Consider the following 22320-nt stretch of genomic DNA (forward strand, 5'->3'; position numbering starts at 1 on the left):
GGAAAATCTAGGACCAGTCTATCGCCCAGTTCAGGCGATGGACGTTACCTTGACGCGGGTCAGCTCAGAACGGTGACCCTGACGCTTGTGGTAGCCGGTCTTGTTCTTGTACTTATGAATGACGATCTTCTTGCCACGAAGATTCTCTTGAACCTCGGCAGACACGGTGATCTTGGACAGCTCGTCGGCGGAGGTCGTGACCTCATCCCCGTCCACCAGCATCACCGCTGGCAGCTCGATGGTGCTGCCTGCCTCGGCCTCGACGCGGTCAAGGGTCACGTGGTCTCCGACGGAAACCTTCTCCTGGCGGCCGCCTGCGCGGACAATCGCGTACACCACTTGGGACTCACTTCTCTCGTTGAACGTGCATGAAAAAGTATCTGTGCACAGAATAGTGCCAGCGATCCAGTCTACTCAGACTTATTGGCCTGAGCAAGTTCTTCAGCACTGACACCCACACCCAGCATCACTGGCTCAGCCGCCGGTGTCTCGGTCTTCGGCTTAGCCGGAGCTGCGGTGGCGAATGATGCTTCCGAACCCTGGACAGCGGTCTTGACTTCTGTGACCTCACCGGAACTGCCTTGGGCGGACCCGGCTGCTCGGCGACCGCGCCGCCGACTGCGAGTCTCGAGCGCAGACTCGAGGTCTCCCAGTGAGGCTGGTGCTGGCGGTGCGGATGCTGCCGTGTTCTTGCCGCGCGGCAGCTCAACCGGTTCTCCCCCAATGGTCAGGGTCGGCGAATCGGCTGACTTCGCTGACTGCTGTGAAGTCGAGTCTGCGGCGTCGTCGTTCTCGGATTTGGCTGAGCCGTTGGTGGCCGCGGCAACTTTGGCCATGCCCTGAGAGGCCTTCTCCAGTTTCTGCATTTCTCTGGGATCTGGCTGGTGACCGGCGTCGTCGGTCTTCTTGCCACGCTTTTTGCGTTTCTTGGCGCTCTTACCGGAGGCCACATCGCCACCTGAGGTGTAGGAAGGCCTGTGCTCCACCGGTTCAGGGTGAGTGATGATGCCACGTCCTGAGCAGTGTTCGCATTCGCTGGAGAACACTTCCAGCAATCCGGTGCCCATGCGTTTACGAGTCATCTGGACCAGGCCGAGGCTCGTCACTTCGGCGACTTGGTGTTTGGTCCGGTCACGACCAAGGCACTCAACAAGGCGGCGCAACACGAGGTCTCGGTTGGATTCCAGGACCATGTCGATGAAGTCGATCACGATGATGCCACCGATATCGCGCAGGCGCAGCTGCCGGACCATCTCTTCTGCGGCTTCAAGGTTGTTCTTAGTGACCGTCTCTTCGAGGTTGCCACCAGAGCCGGTGAACTTGCCGGTGTTGACGTCCACTACGGTCATGGCTTCTGTCCGGTCGAAGACCAGTGAACCGCCGGAAGGCAGTTTCACGTTCCGGTCCATAGCCTTATTGAGCTGCTCATCGATCCTGTGGTGGGCGAAGATATCGTCGACCTCGTGGTCCTCCGACTCCCACTTACTGCACCTGTCGAGCAGGTGCGGCGCCACATAGGTCACGTAGGCCTCAATGTTGTCCCAGGTTTCATCGCCCTGGACGTCCATGGCAGAGAAGTCTTCGTTGAAGACATCGCGCACGACCTTGATGGTGAGGTCCGGCTCGGCGTAGAGGAGCTCTGGTGCAAGTACCTTTTTGTCCTGGGTCTGACTCTGGATAGTCTCCCAGAGCGAACGCAGCCGATTAATGTCGTTGGTGAGCTCTTGTTCGGAGGCACCTTCGGCGGCCGTGCGCACTATGACCCCGGCGTTGTCGGGTAGCTGCTCTTTGAGGATCTTCTTCAGTCTGGCGCGTTCGGTATCTGGGAGTTTCCTGGATATACCGGTCATGGACCCGCCGGGAACGAACACCAAATACCGCCCAGGAAGCGAGACTTGACTGGTGAGTCGGGCGCCCTTGTGGCCGACGGGGTCTTTGGTGACTTGAACCAACACTGAGTCGCCAGATTTGAGGGCGTTTTCGATCTTGCGGGGGGCGTTGCCAATATTGGCGCCCTCCCAGTCAACTTCGCCCGCGTACAACACGGCGTTGCGCCCGCGGCCGATGTCTACGAACGCAGCTTCCATGGATGGCAGAACGTTCTGCACCTTGCCCAGGTACACATTGCCGATCAGCGAATCCTGTGTGGTGTGGCTGACGTAGTGCTCGGCAAGAATCCCGTCTTCGAGGACGCCTATTTGGATGCGTTCCCCACGTTGCCGGACGATCATTTTGCGGTCTACTGATTCGCGGCGGGCTAAGAATTCAGCTTCCGTGATGATGCCGCGGCGGCGACCACCGTCCCGTGAGGCACGGCGCCGCTGCCGTTTGGCCTCCAGGCGCGTGGACCCCTTGACACTGGTGACCTTGTCAGAGGCATCCGAGGCGGCTTCTCTGCCGGCCCGGATGCGGGTCACTGTGTGGCCGTCCTCGGAGTCTTCTTCGATCTCCATGTCTGAAGAACCACGCCGGCGGCGGCGCTTCTTACGAATGACCTGGGACTCATCCTCGTCGTTAGGGGACGACGAGGGTTCAGGCTTGTCGCGGGCCTCTTCCTGAGCGGGTTCTTCCTTCGCCGAACCTTTGGACTGTTCAGCGTTGGAGCTGTCCTGATCCGTTGCGCCGTCTTCCTGGTTGTCGCCGGCCCGGTTTCGGCTGCGCCCGCCCCGACGGCGTTTGCGTCGGTTTTTTCGGTTGGAGCCGGACTCGCTGTTCTCATTCGAGTCGTTGCCCTCGTCGGAGTCGTCTTCCTGATCGTCAGACGGGTTGCGGCTGCGATCTGGGGACTGGTTGTGCTGAGGCTTCTGGTTTCGATCCCCAGAGTCACCCCGCTCCCCTTGACCCTCACCACGCGAAGGTTCGTTGCCATCCTGCGTTTTTTTCGGCTTCGAAGGGACTTTTGAGAGATCTGGCGCCTGGAACATGACATCCAGGGGGTCAGCTTCCTCTGGCGCGGAGTCGACAGCCTTCTCAGGTTTAGCTCCGGCGCCGGGATGTCCCGGCTCAGGGGCCGAAAAGGGGTTGAAAATTTCTTCGGGTTCGCTGGAAGTCGTGGTCATTAAAAAGTCTGCTCCCGCCGTGGTCTGCGCTGCCACACTCGGCGAGCCCACGACTGTTGTCGGTGGTCGGGTCACCGGTACGGTCCTTACGCCGGGCGCTGCCTGTCTCCAACTGCGGAGACGGCGCGCTCTGCTCAACGGAAGCCACGTCCCGGTCACGCGCGATGATGTGGGCGGCGGCATCTTGCTCTGGTTCGTTCTGCCGTGCGGACTGGTCTCTCATGTGTCCACGACGGGTGCCGGCCTAGCCGCTTCTTCGCGTGTGAAAGCCTTCTCAGAGATCCAGGTGTGGTCTGGGCCTCTAATATCTTCAGTATCGCACAGTATTGACAGGCTCACCGAGAGGTCAGCCGCCGTTGTTCCATCTTTCGGCACTGGGCCCCGCCAGGACCTGGCCCTCACGCTAGGTTGGGTCTGCTTTCGACGTGCCCACATGGTGGAGGTTTCGCGCGTACCATAGAGGGATGTCCATGACGTTAGATGCCCAGGAATCCCGCTCGGAGGATTCACCTGGATCACAGTCTGCCGCATTGAATCCCGGGCGTGTCCTGCCGGCTTTCGCGCGGCCTTTCGGTTTTGCGATGTGGCTTCTGGCCACTGGCATTGTCGGCGCCTTGGCCAGTTTCTTACTGCTCTACGAGCGTGTGCGGTTGTGGAACGATCCTGAGCATGTGACCGCTTGTGACGTCAACCCGTGGGTCTCCTGTGGTGAGGTGATGCAGACCTGGCAGGCGTCGACTTTCGGGTTCCCCAACATCTTTTTGGGAGTGGTCGGGTTTCCGCTGCTCATCGGCGTCGCTGTGACTTTGTTGGCGATCGGCGGTCGCGTCCCCTCGTGGTATTACATGGGACTTCAAGTCGGTGTGCTGTTTGCGTTCGGGTTCAGCACCTGGCTCTGGTACTCGGCGGTGTTCAGCATTGGAGTGCTGTGCCCCTACTGCATGATCGTCTGGGCTGCAGTGATCCCAATGTTCGTGGTGACTACGGCGCGGAACATCATGCACGGGGTGATTCCCGGCTCTGAGGGCCTCAAGCGGATGACTCGCGAATGGTGGTGGGTTGCGGTGGTCGTGATCTATCTGCTGGTCATCGGTTCTATTCTGCTGAACTTCAGTGAGGCTGTGACGTCCGCGTTCTGATCCTCTGCTGTTCGCGGCGGGTCTCAGGTGAGCGCGGGGGTCCACTCTTTCAGGTCCCAGTTATGGGCATAGGCGTCCAGAATCGCTGATTCCACCTGCTCCACCGTCACCGCCGGAGCGACGTCGTTTGCGGCACCAGCTGTGAGCGGATCCCACCTAAGCCCCATGGCGCTATAGGTATCGGTGAGGACGCGGCGGATGCGTTGGCCGTCTTCGACGATGATGGATGATGAGAACAGCCAGCCCGTCGCGATTTGCCGCTGGGCGGTCCCTATAATTTTGACGCGCACGTCCGGTTCGTCGGGACGAAAACCGTGAACTGAGTGTTCGCCATAACAGTATTCGTCCGGAAGGGGCCCAATGCGCGCGCTGATCCCCGCTGTGTTGAGAGCGTGGGCATAGAGCTCGGCGAATGCGGAGAAACGTGCTTGTGACTCCCGGATGGGATCTGGATCGGGTTCGATGTGGTCCACAATGAGCGAGCCTTGGGTATAGGCGGCGGCCCGTCCCCCCGCTCGGCGCACCACCGGTTCAAAACCGAGGTCTCGACTGGCTTGTTGTGCGGCGCTGAATCCGGGAAGGCGGCTGTCTCGCTGACCGAACGCTACGGTGGGCTGCGGCCGGTAGATCCGCAGCAGGGGCGGCGTGGCCGGCGGATACTTAGGACCTGAAGCGTGCCGACGTGTTCCTTCCAGCAGACGCAGTCCGAACTGGAGGTCCTCGGCAGGACCGAGTGAGTGAGACTGCCGGTAGACTCGCAGACTCTGCTGAGGTCCCACTGAGCGCCTAGATTTCTGCCGTGCCCGGGTGCGCAGGCGGGTCTCGGCGGGGCGCACCACGGAGTCAATTAGAAGTCCCAGTCTTCGTCTTCCGTCTCGACGGCTTTCCCAATGACGTAGGAGCTTCCCGACCCGGAGAAGAAATCGTGGTTCTCGTCAGCGTTGGGGCTTAGTGCCGACAGGATTGCCGGGTTCACGTTGGTCACATCCGAGGGGAACATCGCCTCGTAGCCGAGGTTCATGAGCGCTTTGTTCGCGTTGTAGTGGAGGAACTTCTTGACGTCTTCGCTCAGTCCCACACCGTCGTAGAGATCGTGGGTGTACTGGACCTCGTTCTCATAGAGTTCGAAGAGCAGGTCGAAGGTGTAGTCCTTGAGCTCCTGGCGACGCTCTTCTGTCTCAAGCTCCAGCGCCCGCTGGTACTTATATCCGATGTAGTAGCCGTGGACGGCTTCATCGCGAATGATCAGACGGATGATGTCTGCGGTGTTGGTCAGCTTGGCTCGCGAGGACCAGTGCATCGGCAGGTAAAAACCCGAGTAGAACAGAAAGGACTCCAGGATGGTCGAAGCCACCCGTTTCTTCATACCGTCATTACCGTGGTAGTAGTCCATGACGATCTGCGCTTTACGCTGGAGGTTGGGGTTCTCCTTGGACCAGCGGAAAGCGTCGTCGATGTCCTTAGTGGAGCAGAGGGTGGAGAAGATCTGCGAGTAGGACTTAGCGTGAACGCTCTCCATAAAGGCGATGTTCGTCAGCACGGCTTCTTCATGCTGAGTCAACGAGTGCGGGATCAGCGCCACCGCGCCCACCGTGCCCTGAATGGTGTCCAGCAGCGTCAGCCCGGTGAAGACCCGCATGGTGAGCGTCTTCTCATCCTCAGTGAGGGTTGCCCAGGATTGGACGTCGTTAGACACTGGGATCTTCTCCGGCAACCAGAAGTTATTGACCAGGCGGTTCCAGACCTCACCGTCCTTGTCATCAGGTAGACGATTCCAGTTGATCGCCTCGACGTGGGTGAGCAGCGTCGATTGAGTCTCGTTCGTCACTGAAGTGGTCACGTCGGTATCCGGTCCTTCTGTTGGGTGGTGCACGTGTGATGGGTTCTGTGGCGGGGCTGAGCTGAGCGTCCTACAACATGCAGGATACGCAACCCTCAACTTCCGTGCCTTCTAGGGCCAACTGACGAAGACGAATGTAGTAGAGGGTCTTGATGCCCTTTTTCCACGCGTAAATCTGCGCCTTGTTGATGTCCCTGGTGCTGGCAGTGTCTTTGAAGAACAGGGTGAGGCTGAGCCCCTGATCCACATGTTGAGTGGCCACGGCATAGGTGTCAATGATCTTCTCGTAGCCGATCTCATAGGCATCCTGGTAATACTCCAGGTTGTCGTTCGTCAGGTACGGGGCCGGATAGTAGACGCGGCCGATCTTGCCTTCTTTACGGATCTCAATCTTCGAAGCCACCGGGTGGATGGAGCTGGTGGAGTTGTTGATGTAGCTGATGGAACCGGTCGGAGGAACTGCCTGCAGGTTCTGGTTATAGATCCCGTGTTTCTGGACCTCAGCCTTTAGCCGCCGCCAGTCCTCTTGAGTCGGAATGCTCACGTGAGCGAAGAGCGCACGTACCGTGGAGGTTTCCGGCTCCCAGACTTTCTCTGTGTACTTGTCGAAGAATTCACCACTGGCGTACTGGGAGTTTTCGAAACCGTCGAAAGTCTCTCCAGTCTCCTTAGCAATGGCGTTGGACGCACGGAGGCAGTGGTACAGCACCGTGTAGAAGTAGATATTGGTGAAGTCAAGACCTTCCGCTGAGCCGTAGTGCACCCGTTCCCGCGCGAGGTAGCCGTGCAGGTTCATCTGGCCAAGGCCAATGGCGTGGCTGCGCTTATTGCCCTCAGCAATCGATGGCACTGACTCGATGTAGGACATGTCCGATACCGCCGTCAGGGACCTGATCGCAGTCTCAATAGTCCTGCCGAAATCTGGAGAGTCCATCGTCTTAGCGATGTTCAACGACCCCAGATTGCAAGAAATGTCTTTACCGATGGTCTGGTATCCCAGGTCTGGGGTGTATGCGCTCGGCTCCGAGACCTGCAGTATCTCAGAGCAAAGGTTGGACATGGTGATCCGCCCAGCAATCGGGTTGGCCCGGTTTACCGTGTCTTCGAACATGATGTAGGGGTAGCCGGACTCAAACTGGATCTCTGCCAGGGTCTGGAAGAACTCACGTGCGTTGACCTTCGTCTTCCGGATGCGGGCGTCGTCGACCATCTCGTAGTACTTCTCAGTGACTGAGACTTCCGAGAAGGGTTTCCCATAGACCCGTTCTACGTCATAGGGGCTGAACAGGTACATCCCCTCGTTCTTCTTGGCGAGTTCAAACGTGATGTCCGGTATGACCACACCGAGGGAGAGCGTCTTGATGCGGATCTTCTCATCGGCGTTCTCACGCTTAGTGTCCAGGAACCGGAAGATATCCGGGTGGTGGGCATTAAGGTAGACCGCGCCGGCACCCTGGCGTGCACCGAGCTGATTGGCGTAGCTGAATGAGTCTTCCAGGAGCTTCATCACTGGAATCACGCCTGATGACTGGTTCTCGATTTGCTTGATGGGCGCACCGTGTTCGCGGACGTTGGTGAGCGACAGTGCGACGCCGCCTCCTCGCTTGGAGAGCTGGAGGGCGGAGTTGATGCCGCGGGCTATCGACTCCATATTGTCTTCAATCCGGAGCAGGAAGCAGCTGACCAGTTCCCCGCGCTGCTTCTTTCCGGCGTTGAGGAACGTGGGGGTGGCGGGCTGGAAACGTCCGGAGACGATTTCTTCCATCAGCTGCAGGGCGTGCTCTTCACTGCCCCGGGCGAGGTACAGCGCGACCATACATACGCGGTCCTCGAAACGCTCGAGGTAACGTTTCCCGTCGAATGTTTTCAGCGCGTACGAGGTGTAGAACTTGAAAGCCCCCAGGAATGTGGGGAACCGGAACTTTCTGGCGTATGCCGTGTCCCAGAGCTGGTGAATGAACTCACGAGAGTAGCGATCAAGCGTCTCCTGCTCGTAGTAGTCGTTCTCCACTAGGTACTTCAATTTCTCGTCAAGGTCATGGAAGAAGACAGTGTTGACGTTGACGTTGTCCAGGAAGTACTTCCGGGCTGCCAGCTGATCAGCCTCGAACTGGATCTCGCCATTGGGCCCATAGAGGTTGAGCATGGCGTTGAGATCCTGGTATCCCAGCTCAGCCCACTCTGGCGGCACTTCTTTCGCCAAAGTGGAGCCGACTACGCCGCTGAGAGGCTTGACTGCTGTTTCCAAAATTCTTCCAATCCCTTGTGGACTTTGGACACGTCCTCTTGGGTGCCCATCAGCTCGAACCTGTATAGGTGCGGAACTTTGCATTTTTGAGCAACTATGTCGCCAGCTATGCAGTAGCTGTCGTGAAAATTCGTATTCCCTGCGCCGATTACTCCCCGTATCAGTTCACGGTTGGGCTGTACGTTGAGGAACTTGATGACTTGCTTGGGTACCGACCCGCTACCACCGTCGGCTCCATACGTAGGAAGCACCAGAACAAAAGGCTCCATAGCGTGCACGGTCTCGCTACGTGTGTGCAGCGGGAGCCGTGCGATCTGACCTTGTGGCAGGCCAAGCTTCTCGACGAATCTATGGGTGTTGTTCGACACGGAGGAGAAGTAGATCAGCTGCGCTGAGGTGTGCATGCGCCTGTCTCCTCCCTGACGTGATTTAAGCTACTGCCGCCTGCTGCACATTGGCCTGGGCAGCAAGCTCAGAGATCTTGTCGGGACGGAACCCGGACCAGTGGTCGGAGTCAGTGATGACGACTGGCGCCTGCATGTAGCCCAACGCACGAACCCGCTCCAGAGCGTCAGCATCCTGGGAGATGTCCACCGACTTGTACGTGACACCGTTCTTGTCCAGAGCGCGGTAGGTGGCGTTGCACTGCACGCAGGCGGGCTTGGTGTAGATGGTGACGCTCATGGGGGAAGGTCCCTTCGGGTGTAGTTCCGCTTCTCAAAAGTCTGTGCCAGAAGGGGGCCTGATTGACGGCCCCTGGCTACCCCTCAATACTACATCTTGTGTTGCCGGAAGTCATCAGGCACTAGATGCTGTACTCACATCAGTGTAGTTATCCACCGCCTGTGCACAACGACCTGTGGAGCGTCTCTTGCACTATCTCAGGGATGTAGGGTCACTTAACGGCAGTACTCCACAGGAGTGCACAAGCGGGTCCCCAAGAAAAACGAAAATATCCACGGCGTGTCGCGGTGGGCAGCGCCTGGATCGTAGAGACCACGACAATTCAGAGGCGCAACACGACTTTCCCGCTTGCTTGGGCGTCTCGTGCGGCAGAGAATGCTTCCTTGGCCTCGGTGAGGCTGAATTCATGGGTGATGATTCCCTCGATGCTTGCATCGGCCGCCAGAATCCCTACAGCTGCGGTGATTTCGTCCTTGAAGCGGAATGACCCGAACAAGCGCAGCTCCTTGGCGATGTAGGGAGCCAGATTGATCGGCTTGACCTCATCGGGCACCATCCCGATTTGAACTACTGTCCCTGCGGGGCGGGCTGCTGTCAGCGCTGCTGAAATGGCAGCGGGAGCACCAGAGCATTCGAGGACCACGTCGTAGTCATTGAGCCTCAGCTGCGCCTGTGCCACATTGATCACTTCCTCCGCACCCAGCGCCTCTGCTCGAGCAAGAGGGCCGTCCAGGACATCGCTGACATCGACAGAGACTGCACCAGCAGCTCGTGCCGCCACGAGTGCGAGCAGACCGATGGGCCCTGCACCGGACACGAGTACACGCCGGCCTTCGAGATTTCCGGCCTTGGACGCACCATGCATCGCGACCGCCAGCGGCTCGGCTAGGACCGCTCGGCGCACAGGGAGCGAGTCCGGCAGAGGAACGATCATGGCGGCGTCCACCAGCAGCTGATCGGCGGCAGCACCCTGCGTATGCGGCCAAGTTGAGGCGCTTCCGAGGTATGAGCCGCCTGGCCATAGATGAGGGTGGTCCGGATTCTCAGACTGTGCTGGGCCGAATCGGGCCGGATGCACAGTCACCGGGTCCCCAGGCTTCAGCTCCCCCGACGGGTCCTCAGCCACCCTGCCACTGAGCTCATGACCAGGTATCAGTGGCTCCTTGACAACGAACGCGCCGTTCGCTCCGTCATAGAAGTAGTGGAGGTCAGAGCCGCAAATGCCAACATAGTCAACGTCAATAAGCACCTGTCCTCGCTGAGGACGGGGTGAATCCACCTCCTCGAGTGCCACCCGACCGGCGGATTCTATGTACAGTGCACGCATTGTTGTCCTCGTGGGGATTCGGGATTCAGACAACGGCGCTCATCCCACCGTCAATAAAGATGTTCTGTCCCGAAACGAAGCTCGATGCTTCAGAGGACAAGAACAGCAGAGCACCTGACAGTTCTGCGAAACTCCCCCAGCGACCAGCGGGAGTCCGGGCTCGCAACCATGCGTCGAACTGTTCATCTTCTACCAAGTCCCGATTCATCTCTGTGGCGAAATATCCCGGGGAGATCGCGTTGACCTGGATGTTGTACCGGGCAAGGTCGGCAGCCATGCCTTTGGTCAGCTGGGCAATTCCGCCCTTTGTGGCAGAGTACGGGGCGATGGTCTGGCGGGCGAGCTGTGATTGCACTGAGGCGATGTTGATGATCTTCCCCGATTCGCGCTCCACCATAGCCGGGGCGATGAATCGGGAAACGTAAAAGGCACTGGAGAGATTGCTGGCCACCAACGCGTCCCAATCCTGGGGATCGAATTCATGGATGGGCGCACGACGCTGCAGTCCGGCGTTGTTGACGAGAACATCCGGGACCCCATGTTCGCGGATCAGTTTCGCTGCGCCTTCTTCGACAGCGTCCTTGTCCGTGACGTCGAACCTTACGATAAGTGCGGGCTGGCCCGACACCTCCTCGATATGCTTCGAGGTCTCGGCCAGGGCGGAGGCGTCTCTTCCGTGAAGTATGACTCGCGCCCCCGCCTCTGCCAGTGTCAGCGCCAAGGATCTGCCGAGACCACGTGAGGATCCGGTGACGAGTACGAGCTTATCCGTCACATCGAAAAGATCCTTGACTCGAGAGTGTGGGAACTGACTGCTCATAGAAGCGAGACTCCTGCGTAGATGATGACGACCAAGACAAACCCGATAACTGACTGCAGCGCCTGCTGCACTGTCCACGTCTTCAGAGTAGTCTTCACGTCCATACCCATAAGTCGTCCGACGAGCCAGAATCCCGAATCGTTGACGTGACCGGCGAAGACTGATCCAGCCGCGGTTGCAAGCACAATACATGCCACTTGTAGCTCATTGAAGTCACCAGCCAGCACGGCTGGGGAGGCCAGACCCGCAGCGGTCACCAACGCCACAGTGGCGGAACCCTGGGCGAGACGGATCGCTACCGCGATCAGGTATGCCGCCAGAATGACTGGCATACCTGTGCCGGAGAGCGTGTCGGCAATGGCTTCACCGATGCCCGAGGCGCGCAGCACCCCTCCGAACATGCCTCCTGCGCCGGTAATGAGGATCACTGAACAGACCGGGCCCAGTGCGGAGTCAAGCAGCTTCTCCAATGCCGTCCCGTTCTCCCCCCTGCGGTAACCCAGCACGAAGGTCGCCACCAGAACGGTGATCAGCAAGGCAATTCCACTGGTACCGATGAACATCAGCGTTTCGACCCACAACTGGTCGCCGTCGACGACGCCGGCACTGGAGAGCGTGTTCAAGCCAGTGTTAAAGAGGATCAGCGTCATGGGTGTAAGCAGCAGGGCCACGATCGTCCCCACTGCAGGTGGGTTGGCTGGCTGGTCATCATCACGCTCGCCGAAGATCGTGGGAACCGGCAGCATCACGCGTTCTCCCACGAACCGGCCCCACATATAACCCGCCACGTGCCACAAGGGGTAGGCGATTATCAGACCTACCAGCAGCACGAGCCCAATATTGGCTTCGTAGAACTCACTTGCAGTGACGGGCCCTGGGTGTGGGGGGAGGAAGACGTGCATCACAGAGAACGCGGCAGCAGTTGGGATGCCGAACAGCACCACTGACTTATCTGAAATTCTCCGGGCTACAGCGAACACGATGGGCAGCATCATCACAAGGCCAGCATCGAAAAACATGGGGAAGCCCAGAAAGAGAGAGGCGATACCCAGAGCGAGGGGGGCACGTTTTTCGCCGAAAACATTGATCATCTTGTCAGCCAGCGCCTTCGCTCCACCGGAGTGTTCGACGAGCCGGCCAAGCATGGCACCTAGGGCCACCAGCAAGGCAACTCCCGCCAAAGTGGAACCGAAGCCGTCGGTGAGGACACCGCTGATGGCGCCCATCGGAACGCCAGCGACAATTGCCGTCAGGGCCGACACCACAATGAGGGTGATGAAGGCGTGCACCTTGAACCTGATGATGAGGATCAGAATGAGAGCAATAGCTCCCGCCGCGATGGCCAGCAGTGGTCCAGTGCCCAGAGTCTGGGTCCATTCGTCCATAAGAACTCCATTGTCGATGTGGAACTCATGTGCCCGTAAGAGTTGTGTTACCGGTCACAGAGGCGATCGACGTTGAGTGTGCCACATACATCACACCTTTAGCAACCACAGGTCATATCAGTGAATACTGGGCTGATCTCATCATCTAGTCTTGATCCATGTCACAGGCCTCTCACACTTCCGTGCTCGACGACCTTGGCCGCCGCATTGCGGGTAACGAGCTGCCTCCTGGAGAAGTACTGACACTCGCTGAACTGGAGAAGCAGTACGGGGTCTCCCGCACTGTGATCAGAGAATCCGTGCGTGTGTTGGAGGCCAAAACGATGGTGGAATCCAAGCGGCGCATAGGGGTCACAGTGACTCCTATGAAGCGCTGGCACGTACTGGATCCGATGCTCATCCGCTGGCGACTTGAGTCCCCTGCCCGAGTGCAGCAGCTGATCGCCCTGACCGAACTCCGCTTAGCCGTCGAACCTGCCGCGGCCAGGCTTACGGCTGTGCGCGCCTCGGAAGACACCCGAGCAGAAATCTGGCGACTGGCGAGCCTGCTTAAGACACTCGGGGAATCCAACCGGGGTGATACTCAAGAGTATTTGGACGCCGATGTGGCTTTCCACAATTGTCTGCTGGACGCGTGCGGAAACCTCATGCTGAGCGCCATCAAGGAGCCCATTGCCCAGGTCATCAGCGGTCGTCACCATGCAGGCCTTACCCCCGGAACTCCGGTCCATGAGTCTCTGCACAACCATGTGGAGGCGGCCGCCGCGATTGTGCGGGCGGACGCCGACGCCGCAGAAAGCTACGTTCGCGCCTATGTAGAGTCAATCCTCGGTGAGGTACGCGCCATCGGCTGAAGACCGGCGAAGATCCCCTAGGCAATTCCGTTCGGTGGCTCCTCGCCATCTAGGACTGCCAACACGTTCTCGACTGCGGCTGCTGCTGTGCGTTGCACAGATTCTTTGCTGTGCGCTCCGGAATGCGGAGTAGCAACGACCCTCGGATGACCCACTAAGGGAGAATCGCGCGGGGGTTCGGTCTCGTAAGCGTCTAGGCCCAACCCGAACACATGCCCAGCCTCCAAGGCTGCTGCAGCTGCATGTTCGTCAATGAGACCACCGCGAGCCGTGTTGATGATGATCACCCCTGGCGGCATGGCAGCGATTCTCTCAGCTGAGACAATATGGCGTGTCTTCTCGTTCAGGGGGATATGCAGACTGATCACGTCACTGCTGACGAAGACCTCATCCAGTGTTACAGGGGTGATACCGAGCGCGGTGATCTCCTGAGCACTGAGCCCCGGGTCGAATCCCAGCACCTGCATGCCAATACCGCGGGCCATTTCTGCCGTATCGCGACCTATGGCCCCCAACCCCACGAGCCCTAGCCGGCGTCCAGCCAACTCGATTCCCTCAAACCGTGGCCAGTCCCCTGCGGCCACGGCAGTCGAAGCCTGCGGGATCTGCCGGGCCACGGCAAACATCAGGCCCAGAGTGAGCTCAGCGACTGAGTGGCCATTGGCTCCGGGAGCATTCGTGATGCGAACCCCGGCTTTCCGCGCAGCTTCGAGGTCAATGCGGTCATACCCGACGCCATAGCGAGCAATGACTTTCAGTTGAGGTGCCTGGGCAAAGAGCTCGGCCGGGAAACTGTCCAACCCTGCGATGACAGCTTCGACTCCGCCCAGTGCTGACTTGAGTTCTTCCGCAATCATGGGTCGTCCATAAGGATTGGCCACCAGCTCTGCACCGCGCTCGCGTAGCGGTTCCAGGGCCGCAATCTCAAGGTTGGAAGACAGTGAAGTGGGGGTGATGAGTACCTTCATATCTCACTCCATCCTGTTCGAGGGCTCTGGATTGGTCCGCGTGTAGCCCTCAAGGTAGCGGCTGAATTCCTCGGCGTAATAGTCAGCGAGCTCTGCCCGAGGCCTGATGAGCTGGCGGTCTTCCTCTCTGAAGGCGGGTTGGTCATCGTCGAGTCCTACCGCCCTGATGCCCATCCTCACCGCCCCCACTACGGAACTGTGCTGCAGTGCGGAGACTTCCATCTCGGCACCGAAGACATCAGCGGTGAGCTGGGTCCAGAAAGGGGAGGACAGTACGCCGCCCGAGAGGATGATGCGCCGAGGGCTGCCATTGAGTGCGATGAGCTCCCGGTAGCAGTGGTAGAGGGACAGCGTGACGCCGTGAAGCACGGACTGGTACATCTGTGCACGCGAATGCGCAGGATGCAGCTCCAAGAAGCCGCCTCTTCGCTGGTCCTGCCACCCGGGGCAGCGCTCTCCGAAGAGGAACGGCATGAACAGCGGCAGATCCTGCGGAGCAGAAGACAGTTGCGGTTCCAGGTCCGCATACGTCGTGTGGGAGTCAAAGAGCCGATCCTTGGCCCAGTCCACGCAGTTGGTACACCCTGAGGCCGCCGCACCAGAGAGCCACCCCACCGGGGAACGATACGACCAGGTGCTCATTCGCGGCGAGAACGACGGGGCGGAGACCGCGTACCTCAGAGCGCCGGAGGTCCCCATGGAGAATGTCATGTCACCCTCCGCGGTCGCGCCGTTACCCACCTGGTTCATGCCCCCGTCAGGACCAGGTATGAGGACTGGAACGCCGGATTTGATCCCGAGCACCTTCGCGATCTCCGGGGTCAGTGGCGCGGTGGTCTGATCGTCGTGGAGCTCAGGTAGCACGACCTCCTCGATATCCAGCCGCGAGAGAACCGACTGGTCCCACGAGCAAGTCTCACCGTTCATCAACCCAGTTCCGGAGGCTTGGGAGACGCTAGTCCAGCTTTGACCTGTCATCCGCGCGAAGTTGTAACTGTTCTGGTCCAGAACCAACCCACCAGCAATGCTGATTCCTTGTGACTTCAGCAGCATCAGCTTGAATGCCGGGTAAATGGCGTTGACCATGCAACCGGTGCGTCGATAGAACCATTCGGTAAATGCCTCATCCTTTCGCAGTTCGGAACAGAGGTCCTGCGCACCGGTGAACGGCCACTCCTGAACTGGTGAGATTTCTGCCAAGTCGGAGGCTCGCAGCGTCATCCCGTGCCATGTGCCGGAGAGCGCGATCAAGTCCACTCGGTGTCCTGCCAAGGCCTGCCGGCCCAGTGTCATGAGCTGAGCGAAAACACTCTCAGCGTCGCGTACCGCGGGGTCTGCGCCGGGGAGCTCAAAACGACGGGTCTGGACTGACACCTCTTGGGAGGAAGTGTCGAAGAGCATGGACTTGGCTGACGTCGTGCTCGCCTCGAGCGCAAGAATTTTCATACAGTCGCTTCCTTGGGGTCTGCGGAACTGAATTTCCTCAATGGTATGATCATTTCGGTCAAAAAGTGAACCGAAACACAGGAGGCTACCGTTGTCCGTTCCGCCGCAGCCCCCCGTGCTCGATCGATTATCGGCCCTCGGAATCGTCCCGGTGGTCTCAGTCAGCACTGCGGCACAGGCAGTTGAGGTGGCTCGAGCCCTCGCGGAGGGTGGGCTGCCGGCTGCTGAAATCACTTTCCGCACATCCGCAGCGGCGGAGGCGATAGCGGCGATCACTGCCTCCGATGCGGAGGTTCTCTTGGGCGCAGGTACGGTCACGACTACTGAGCAGGTTGACCAGGCTGCTGCTGCGGGGGCCATGTACGTCGTCTCCCCCGGGACCTCGGCTACTGTGGTCCACCACGCCAGAAGTCTTGGGCTGCCTGTACTTCCTGGAGCTGTGACCGCCACCGAGGTTCAAAATGCGTTGGAACTTGGACTCACGACCGTCAAATTCTTTCCCGCCGACACCTCCGGGGGTCCTGCTGCCATCAGAGCCCTTGCCGCACCTTTTGGCGAGATCTCGTTCGTCCCGACAGGTGGGGTGGGGATGGAGAATCTTAGGGAGTATCTGAACATTCCCGCAGTGCGGGCCGTCGGGGGCTCCTGGATGGTGCCCCAGGTTCTGGTTGAGGCGGGGAAATACGCTGAGATTGCACAGTTGGCCTCCGAGGCTGCAGCCGCCGTGGACCGTATCCGGTCACGCTCGGCATAGACGCTCGCACAGTCTCAGCTCTCCACCCAGTCGAAGGTTTTGGTGACGGCCTTCTTCCATTCAGCCAGCCGCTTCTCGCGGTCACCGGCGCTCATGGTGGGCCTCCAGCGTTGTCCTTCAGTCCAGTGCTCAACCAATTCAGCTGTGGAGCTCCAATATCCGGTGGCCAAACCCGCAGCGTATGCCGCACCCAGTGCGGTGGTTTCAATCACCTCAGGACGGACAACGTCCACTCCGAGTACGTCGGCCTGAAACTGCATCAGAAGGTCATTGACGACCATGCCCCCGTCGACTTTCAGTTCGGTAAGGTCCTCCGGCGCAGAAGCGTTCATGGCTTCCACGACTTCGGCAGACTGAAAAGCAACAGATTCCAATGCAGCTCTGCAGATGTGATCGGCGTTGACGTAACGTGTCAGACCGACAATGACCCCGCGGGCCTCTGATCTCCAATAGGGGGCGAAGAGCCCGGAGAACGCTGGGACCACATAGGCTCCCCCGTGGTCCTCCACTCTGGCTGCGCGAGTCTCGGACTCAGCAGCCTCGCTGATGAGCCCCAGGTTGTCACGCAGCCACTGGATGAGCGATCCGGTGACTGCAATCGACCCTTCGAGGGCGTACACCGGTTTTTGGTCTCCGAACTGATAGGCCAGAGTCGTCAGTAGCCCGTGATCGTTCCGCACGAGATCGTGACCGGTATTCATAAGCATGAAGTTTCCGGTGCCGTAGGTGTTCTTTCCCTGCCCGGTGTCGAAACACGCCTGGCCTACAGTGGCCGCATGCTGGTCTCCCAATATGCCTGCAATCGGGACGCCCGGAATCCCGGTGTCCTGGGAGCACTCGGCGTAGACTTCGGAAGAACTTGCAATCCTCGGCAGCATCTCGAGCGGGACGCCTATGGCGGCGCAAATATCGCCGTTCCAGTCCAGGGTGTCGATGTTCATCAAGAGCGTTCGCGAGGCATTGGTGACGTCGGTGACATGCACTCCCCCGGACACCCCGCCGGTGAGGTTCCACAACAACCAGGTATCCATTGTTCCGAACAACAGCTGGCCTGCTGCTGCGCGATCATGGGCACCGTCCACGCGGTCGAGAGTCCAACGGATTTTAGGGCCAGAGAAGTACGTGGCCAAGGGAAGCCCTGTACGCTCCTTGAACCTCTCCGTGTCCGGTTGGTCACCTTCACCCGCGGCGGCGAATTCGTCACAGAGGCTCTGCGTGCGGGTGTCTTGCCAGACGATGGCCCGGTGAATCGGTTTTCCGGTCTCACGGTCCCACACCACAGTGGTCTCCCGCTGGTTCGTAATGCCCAATGAGTCGATCTCACTGCTGTCCAGTTCCCCCTCGCGGAGCGCACCGGCAATGACTTCCCGCGTATTCGTCCAAATTTCTGCCGCGTCGTGCTCGACCCAACCGGCCTGCGGGAAGTGCTGATCGTGTTCCTTCTGCGCGGAGGAGACAATATGCCCCGCATGGTCGAACACAACCGCCCGGGTCGAGGTTGTGCCCTGGTCAATGGAGAGCACATAGGCTCCCCTCGAGTGGCTTTTCATGACGGGAGCGCCTCAGCTTTCTCGCCGGGGACGGCGTGGTGGGCCGATATGAGTTCTGCGGCCACGGCGTCGTCGTTGACTGTCTCCGCTTCCTGAACTGCTTCTACATGAGACCGGTAGGCTGCCTTTTCTGCGGCTGACTGCTCACTTGTCCACTCCAACAGGGGAGCCATTATCTGAAGGATCTCATCCACGGCGCTGAGCCCACGATCACCGGTTTCGTAGTTCAGCCGCGTCCGACGAGCCATCACATCGTCCAAATGCAGGACACCCTCCGCTGTGACGGCATACGCGATCTCAGCCCGCAGATATGACGGAGCGTGCTGAAGGGGCCGGGCCAAGTCCGGCTGCGCGTCGATGAGCGCGGTCAACTCACCCAGCAAAGAGCCGTATCGGTTGAGCAGACGGTCAACCCGCTGGGAATCCCATCCGTACCGCTCTGCAAGGTGCTCAGCCTGATCCACCCACTCGCCGTACCCTTGTCCTCCGAGCAGCGGCAGGACGGCTGTGATGGATGCTCGGTCCTTGAAAGTGCCTTCCACGGCGAAGTCGACCACATCTTCAGCCATCACGCGGTACGTGGTGAGTTTGCCTCCAGCGACACCTGTCAGCCCCGGAGCCAACTGCATCACCGTATGTTCGCGGGAGACTTTCGCGGAGGCTGATTCGTTCATCTTGACCGGTTGCACAAGCGGCCTCAGGCCAGCCCAGGTGGCCAGCACATCATCCCGGGTGAGATCTTCGCCGAGTACCGCATTGGCGTGTTCCAGGACGTAGTCGATGTCCGCAGATGTGGCCGCCGGAGAATCCACGGCTTCGTGCCAGGCCGTATCCGTGGTTCCGATCGACCACACATCGCGCAGCGGGATCAGAAAGAGGACCGACTTCTCAGTCTGTGTGATCACACCTACCCTTCCTTCGGCAGCGATCCGGTCCCGTGGGACCGTAATGTGGATGCCTTTCGAAGCCAGTACCTGCAATCCGGAGGTCGCCTTAGCCGAGCGTTGAGCTTCGCCGGTCCACACGCCGGCGGCCAGAATGACCTCTTTGGCGTGAACATCGAACTCCTCGCCTGTGAGCCGGTCTCTGATTCTCGCGCCCGTGACACGCTTATCTGCTTCGACTGAGTCGCCTGCCTCCTCCCGGAGGTACTCGATCACTTCGGTGCGGGACGCCACCGCGGCTCCTAAGCTGTGAGCAGAGCGGGCAAGAGTAAGGACGAGTCGGGCGTCGTCGACCTGGGCGTCGTAGTATTCCAAAGCACCGTGGTACTTCTCTGGGTCCAGCGCTGCGAAGCGCTCACGCAGCCGGCCCCGCCCTAGGTGGCGGTGGAAGGGCACCGCGCGGCCCTTGGACCCTCGCAGCAGAGAGGAGCCGGAGGCCAATGTGTCGTAGAGAGTCACGCCGGAGCCGATGAAGGCCCGATCCACCACGGGTGTGGTGAACGGGAAGATGAACGGCAGCGGACGGACCAGGTGCGGTGCCAGCCGGCGCAGCAGCAGATCACGTTCACGCAGAGCTTCGGACACCAGTTTGAAGTCCAACATCTGTAGGTAGCGCAGCCCACCGTGAACTAGTTGTGATGACCGGGAGGACGTTCCCTCCCCGAAGTCTCGGGCTTCAACCAACCCGGTGTCGAGACCCCGACCAGCGGCATCAAAGGCCGCAGAGGCACCGACTACTCCTCCACCGATCACCAAGACGTCCAACGGTTCAGCGCCAGGCTCGGAGGTGGCGCGCAGGCGGTTTAGGGCGTCATGACGGGATGCTGCATTGAGCGACACGGGCTTCACTCCTCCAGGGTACAAGGCAGGAAGAACGGTTCACTCAATCGTGACCTCCAAGCCTCTTCCCAGATAGCCAACCTAGGGTCGAGAATCAAGAGAGCACCTGTTCGACCGACCTTGCAGGACAAGGAGTGAGTTATGTCCTCTGGCATTACGCCAACTGAGGAGATCCCCGCCGACCAATTGGTCAGGCAGGCCGACGGCGACCTATACCGGCAACTGCTCGACCAGCTGAACTCCAATGCTGAGCAGCACGGCGAGCCCGGTGCAGTCCAGCGGATGGTGGAAATTCGCCGACAGCTGACGGAGTTCCAGCTGCACTACAAGTTCGGCATGGACGAAGTGCTCACTAAAATCAACGTGCTGCGCGAGGAGTTTGAACACACCAGGGACTACTCCCCCATTGAACACGTCAACTACCGGTTGAAGTCGCTTGAGCGCATCCTGGACAAGGTCCGTCGGTACGGGTGTGAGCCCACACTCGAGGGCATCCGACACTCCATCAGGGACATAGCCGGAATCCGGATCACCACCAGTTTCGTCTCCGACGCCTTCTGGGTCGCGGAGATGCTGTGCAGCCAGCCTGATCTTCGAGTGGTGGAGGTCAAAGACTATATTCGCCGGCCCAAGCCCAACGGATATCAGAGCCTGCACGTCATCCTGCAGGTGCCCGTCTACCTCTCCAATCGCACTGAATTCGTGTACGTGGAAGTGCAGATTCGCACAGTGGCGATGGATTTCTGGGCCTCATTGGAACACAAGATCTACTACACCTACGACGGTGAGGTTCCCTCCGACATCTTGGATGAACTGCGCGACGCCGCGGTGCAGGCAGCAGCTTTGGACACGCAGATGGCTGAAATCCGCGACAAGGTCACCGCTCTGCGTGAACAAGCACCGGCCTCCGGGCAGGGCGCCACAGGCCCGACGCCGGCTGACCGTCCCGATCCGGGACACTGGTTCCGCGGCAGTGATGACGCCACTGGCCCCACTGACCCGGATTCACCCTTTTTCACCTGGCAGGACGGGCGAAAAAGCAGCAACTAGCACATATTCTGCGCAGTCAGTCGCAGTCTCTTTCAAAATAGGCTAGAGGCTCCGCAGTGAATCGGGGGCCGGGAATGGGAGCCTGTGGTGCCGCACGTTCGAACCGACGGCTGCGGCCGCTCCCAGATCGTCTTCCAGGACTCGAATCCCATGCGGACCGGCTTCGGTGATCCGCACACGCACCGACTCGCCATTGGGCAGCTCCAGTAGCCACAGCTCGGCGAGGAACGCCAAGCCCGTTTCATCGAGTGCTTCCTCGGCCGTCAGCCAGTCGACTTCCTCAGTAATTTCTCGCCCCATGGCGTCGTGTGCAATGAAGCCGTCCCCGGACATGCGGATCCACCCAATGCGGTCTCCTTCAGGGCGGCGATGCTCGATCCATGTTTCGTCCATGGGGGCATATTAATGGGAATCAGTGGGGTCATCAAGGATTGTGCAGCCCATCCCTTTGAGGTGCTGCTGCAGCGTCCCCATGGGTGGCTGAAGCCCGAATCAGAACCCTACCGGCCCCAGGGAAAGTGGTTGATGGGGCCGTAGCCTTTGCCCACATCAAGCTCTTCGGCGCCCTGAAGTGCCCGTTGCATCCAATCTTTTACCGAGTCCAGCGCTGCGTTCCAGCTCAACCCCCGTGCGCGCAGGGTGGCGAACGCCGCGGAGACTGAACACCCAGTCCCATGGGTGTTGGTGGTCTTGACTCGAGGGGTGCTCACTGAGTAGGTCGCCGGGCGGCTGCCACCGACAGCCGGGAACACCAGACTGTCGGTGACGCTCGGCTGCCCCATATGGCCGCCCTTGGCCAGGACCACGGTGTGGTGGGCGTCGGCGACTCGTTCGGCCTGCCGGATCAGTTCTGCCGACGATGACGCCGGCTCGGCACCGGCCAGAATGCCCAGTTCAGGAACATTGGGGGTCACCAGATCCGCGCGGTGAACGAAATCAATGAGTGAAGATTCAGCTTCCTCGTCGAGCAGCCGGTCCCCACTGGTAGCGACCATCACGGGATCGACCACGAGCGTCGGTGCACCGGTGGAGTCGAAGGTGGCTTCCCACCACTGGGTCACGGAATCGATGATCGCCGCTGTGCCGAGCATCCCGGTCTTGACCGCATGGATGGTGACGTCATCACTCACCGCGTCCAATTGAGCCCGCAGGAAGTCCACCGGCGGCACGTGAATCTGCCGGACACCCTGGGTGTTCTGAGCAACAAGAGCAGTAACCACACACATGCCGTAGCCGCCATGAGCGGCGAATGACTTCAGATCAGCTTGGATTCCCGCCCCTCCCGTGGGGTCGGTACCGGCGATCGAGAGAATATTGGGTATGCCCACAAGCAGTCCCTTCGTACGTACTAACGTGACAGGTTCTACGGGTGTGTTCTCAGCGCCTGAAGCGCACCCCGTGCCGAGCACTTA

The 22320-nt window shown here is 59.7% G+C and carries 20 protein-coding genes; 4 read left to right on the top strand and 16 right to left on the bottom strand.

Going from position 1 to position 22320, the window contains the following annotated elements:
* Positions 1–30: 30 nt before the first annotated feature.
* Positions 31–339, bottom strand: coding sequence for a 50S ribosomal protein L21 (rplU, locus tag FH975_RS02070; protein ID WP_162319808.1), 309 nt, complete (start codon positions 337–339; stop codon positions 31–33).
* 71 nt (positions 340–410) lie between these two features.
* A complete protein-coding gene (locus FH975_RS02075; RefSeq protein WP_407938602.1) occupies positions 411–3059 on the bottom strand; it encodes an Rne/Rng family ribonuclease in 2649 nt (882 codons plus the stop codon).
* A gap of 464 nt (positions 3060–3523) precedes the next feature.
* Between FH975_RS02075 and FH975_RS02080 the strand changes: the two genes are divergently transcribed.
* Positions 3524–4198 carry a vitamin K epoxide reductase family protein gene (locus FH975_RS02080; RefSeq protein WP_235928276.1) on the top strand — a complete coding sequence of 225 codons (675 nt, stop codon included), beginning with the start codon at positions 3524–3526 and terminating at the stop codon, positions 4196–4198.
* Between the two features lie 23 nt (positions 4199–4221).
* On the opposite strand, the gene FH975_RS02085 is transcribed toward FH975_RS02080, so the two are convergent.
* From FH975_RS02085 to FH975_RS02120, 8 genes are all read right to left on the bottom strand, one after another.
* Complete coding sequence (locus FH975_RS02085; protein ID WP_162320046.1) at positions 4222–4977, bottom strand: lipoate--protein ligase family protein; 756 nt, start codon at positions 4975–4977, stop codon at positions 4222–4224.
* A 68-nt stretch (positions 4978–5045) separates the two neighbouring features.
* Positions 5046–6026, bottom strand: a complete 981-nt coding sequence (nrdF, locus tag FH975_RS02090; RefSeq protein ID WP_138253261.1) for a class 1b ribonucleoside-diphosphate reductase subunit beta — start codon at positions 6024–6026, stop codon at positions 5046–5048.
* 82 nt (positions 6027–6108) lie between these two features.
* Positions 6109–8241, bottom strand: coding sequence for a class 1b ribonucleoside-diphosphate reductase subunit alpha (gene nrdE, locus FH975_RS02095; RefSeq protein WP_235928366.1), 2133 nt, complete (start codon positions 8239–8241; stop codon positions 6109–6111).
* Between the two features lie 11 nt (positions 8242–8252).
* Positions 8253–8690, bottom strand: coding sequence for a class Ib ribonucleoside-diphosphate reductase assembly flavoprotein NrdI (nrdI, locus tag FH975_RS02100; RefSeq protein WP_162319811.1), 438 nt, complete (start codon positions 8688–8690; stop codon positions 8253–8255).
* 25 nt (positions 8691–8715) lie between these two features.
* The gene (gene nrdH, locus FH975_RS02105; RefSeq protein WP_162319812.1) at positions 8716–8970 is read right to left on the bottom strand and encodes a glutaredoxin-like protein NrdH; all 255 of its coding nucleotides are present in this window, start codon (positions 8968–8970) and stop codon (positions 8716–8718) included.
* Positions 8971–9292: 322 nt separating this feature from the next.
* Positions 9293–10297, bottom strand: coding sequence for a zinc-binding dehydrogenase (locus FH975_RS02110; RefSeq protein ID WP_162319813.1), 1005 nt, complete (start codon positions 10295–10297; stop codon positions 9293–9295).
* Between the two features lie 25 nt (positions 10298–10322).
* Complete coding sequence (locus FH975_RS02115; RefSeq protein ID WP_162319814.1) at positions 10323–11117, bottom strand: SDR family NAD(P)-dependent oxidoreductase; 795 nt, start codon at positions 11115–11117, stop codon at positions 10323–10325.
* Positions 11114–12502, bottom strand: coding sequence for a GntP family permease (locus tag FH975_RS02120; protein WP_162319815.1), 1389 nt, complete (start codon positions 12500–12502; stop codon positions 11114–11116). Before FH975_RS02120 ends, FH975_RS02115 begins: the two co-directional genes overlap by 4 nt.
* A 158-nt stretch (positions 12503–12660) precedes the next feature.
* Here FH975_RS02120 and FH975_RS02125 point away from each other — a divergent pair, with 158 nt between their 5' ends.
* Positions 12661–13356 carry a FadR/GntR family transcriptional regulator gene (locus FH975_RS02125; protein WP_162319816.1) on the top strand — a complete coding sequence of 232 codons (696 nt, stop codon included), beginning with the start codon at positions 12661–12663 and terminating at the stop codon, positions 13354–13356.
* Between the two features lie 17 nt (positions 13357–13373).
* Here the strand turns inward: FH975_RS02125 and FH975_RS02130 are convergent, their stop codons facing one another.
* Together FH975_RS02130 and FH975_RS02135 are read right to left on the bottom strand one after the other, a co-directional pair.
* Entirely contained in the window at positions 13374–14324 is a 951-nt protein-coding gene (locus FH975_RS02130; protein WP_162319817.1) for a phosphoglycerate dehydrogenase, read from the bottom strand.
* Positions 14325–14327: 3 nt separating this feature from the next.
* A complete protein-coding gene (locus tag FH975_RS02135; protein ID WP_162319818.1) occupies positions 14328–15770 on the bottom strand; it encodes a gluconokinase in 1443 nt (480 codons plus the stop codon).
* Positions 15771–15861: 91 nt separating this feature from the next.
* Between FH975_RS02135 and eda the strand changes: the two genes are divergently transcribed.
* Positions 15862–16524 carry a bifunctional 4-hydroxy-2-oxoglutarate aldolase/2-dehydro-3-deoxy-phosphogluconate aldolase gene (eda, locus tag FH975_RS02140; protein ID WP_202922939.1) on the top strand — a complete coding sequence of 221 codons (663 nt, stop codon included), beginning with the start codon at positions 15862–15864 and terminating at the stop codon, positions 16522–16524.
* Between the two features lie 14 nt (positions 16525–16538).
* Here the strand turns inward: eda and glpK are convergent, their stop codons facing one another.
* Positions 16539–18074 carry a glycerol kinase GlpK gene (gene glpK, locus FH975_RS02145; RefSeq protein ID WP_162319819.1) on the bottom strand — a complete coding sequence of 512 codons (1536 nt, stop codon included), beginning with the start codon at positions 18072–18074 and terminating at the stop codon, positions 16539–16541.
* Positions 18071–19867 carry a glycerol-3-phosphate dehydrogenase/oxidase gene (locus tag FH975_RS02150; protein WP_162319820.1) on the bottom strand — a complete coding sequence of 599 codons (1797 nt, stop codon included), beginning with the start codon at positions 19865–19867 and terminating at the stop codon, positions 18071–18073. Before FH975_RS02150 ends, glpK begins: the two co-directional genes overlap by 4 nt.
* 132 nt (positions 19868–19999) lie before the next feature.
* Here FH975_RS02150 and FH975_RS02155 point away from each other — a divergent pair, with 132 nt between their 5' ends.
* Positions 20000–20908 carry a GTP pyrophosphokinase gene (locus FH975_RS02155; RefSeq protein ID WP_202922941.1) on the top strand — a complete coding sequence of 303 codons (909 nt, stop codon included), beginning with the start codon at positions 20000–20002 and terminating at the stop codon, positions 20906–20908.
* 42 nt (positions 20909–20950) lie between these two features.
* Here the strand turns inward: FH975_RS02155 and FH975_RS02160 are convergent, their stop codons facing one another.
* Together FH975_RS02160 and thiD are read right to left on the bottom strand one after the other, a co-directional pair.
* Positions 20951–21301: a hypothetical protein gene (locus tag FH975_RS02160; RefSeq protein ID WP_162319821.1), complete on the bottom strand. Its 351-nt coding sequence runs from the start codon at positions 21299–21301 to the stop codon at positions 20951–20953.
* Positions 21302–21408: 107 nt separating this feature from the next.
* Complete coding sequence (thiD, locus tag FH975_RS02165) at positions 21409–22236, bottom strand: bifunctional hydroxymethylpyrimidine kinase/phosphomethylpyrimidine kinase (protein ID WP_328821736.1); 828 nt, start codon at positions 22234–22236, stop codon at positions 21409–21411.
* Between the last annotated feature and the right edge of the window lie 84 nt (positions 22237–22320).

The sequence above is a fragment of the Nesterenkonia haasae genome, assembly GCF_010119385.1.
GTDB classification, from domain to species: Bacteria; Actinomycetota; Actinomycetes; order Actinomycetales; family Micrococcaceae; genus Nesterenkonia; species Nesterenkonia haasae.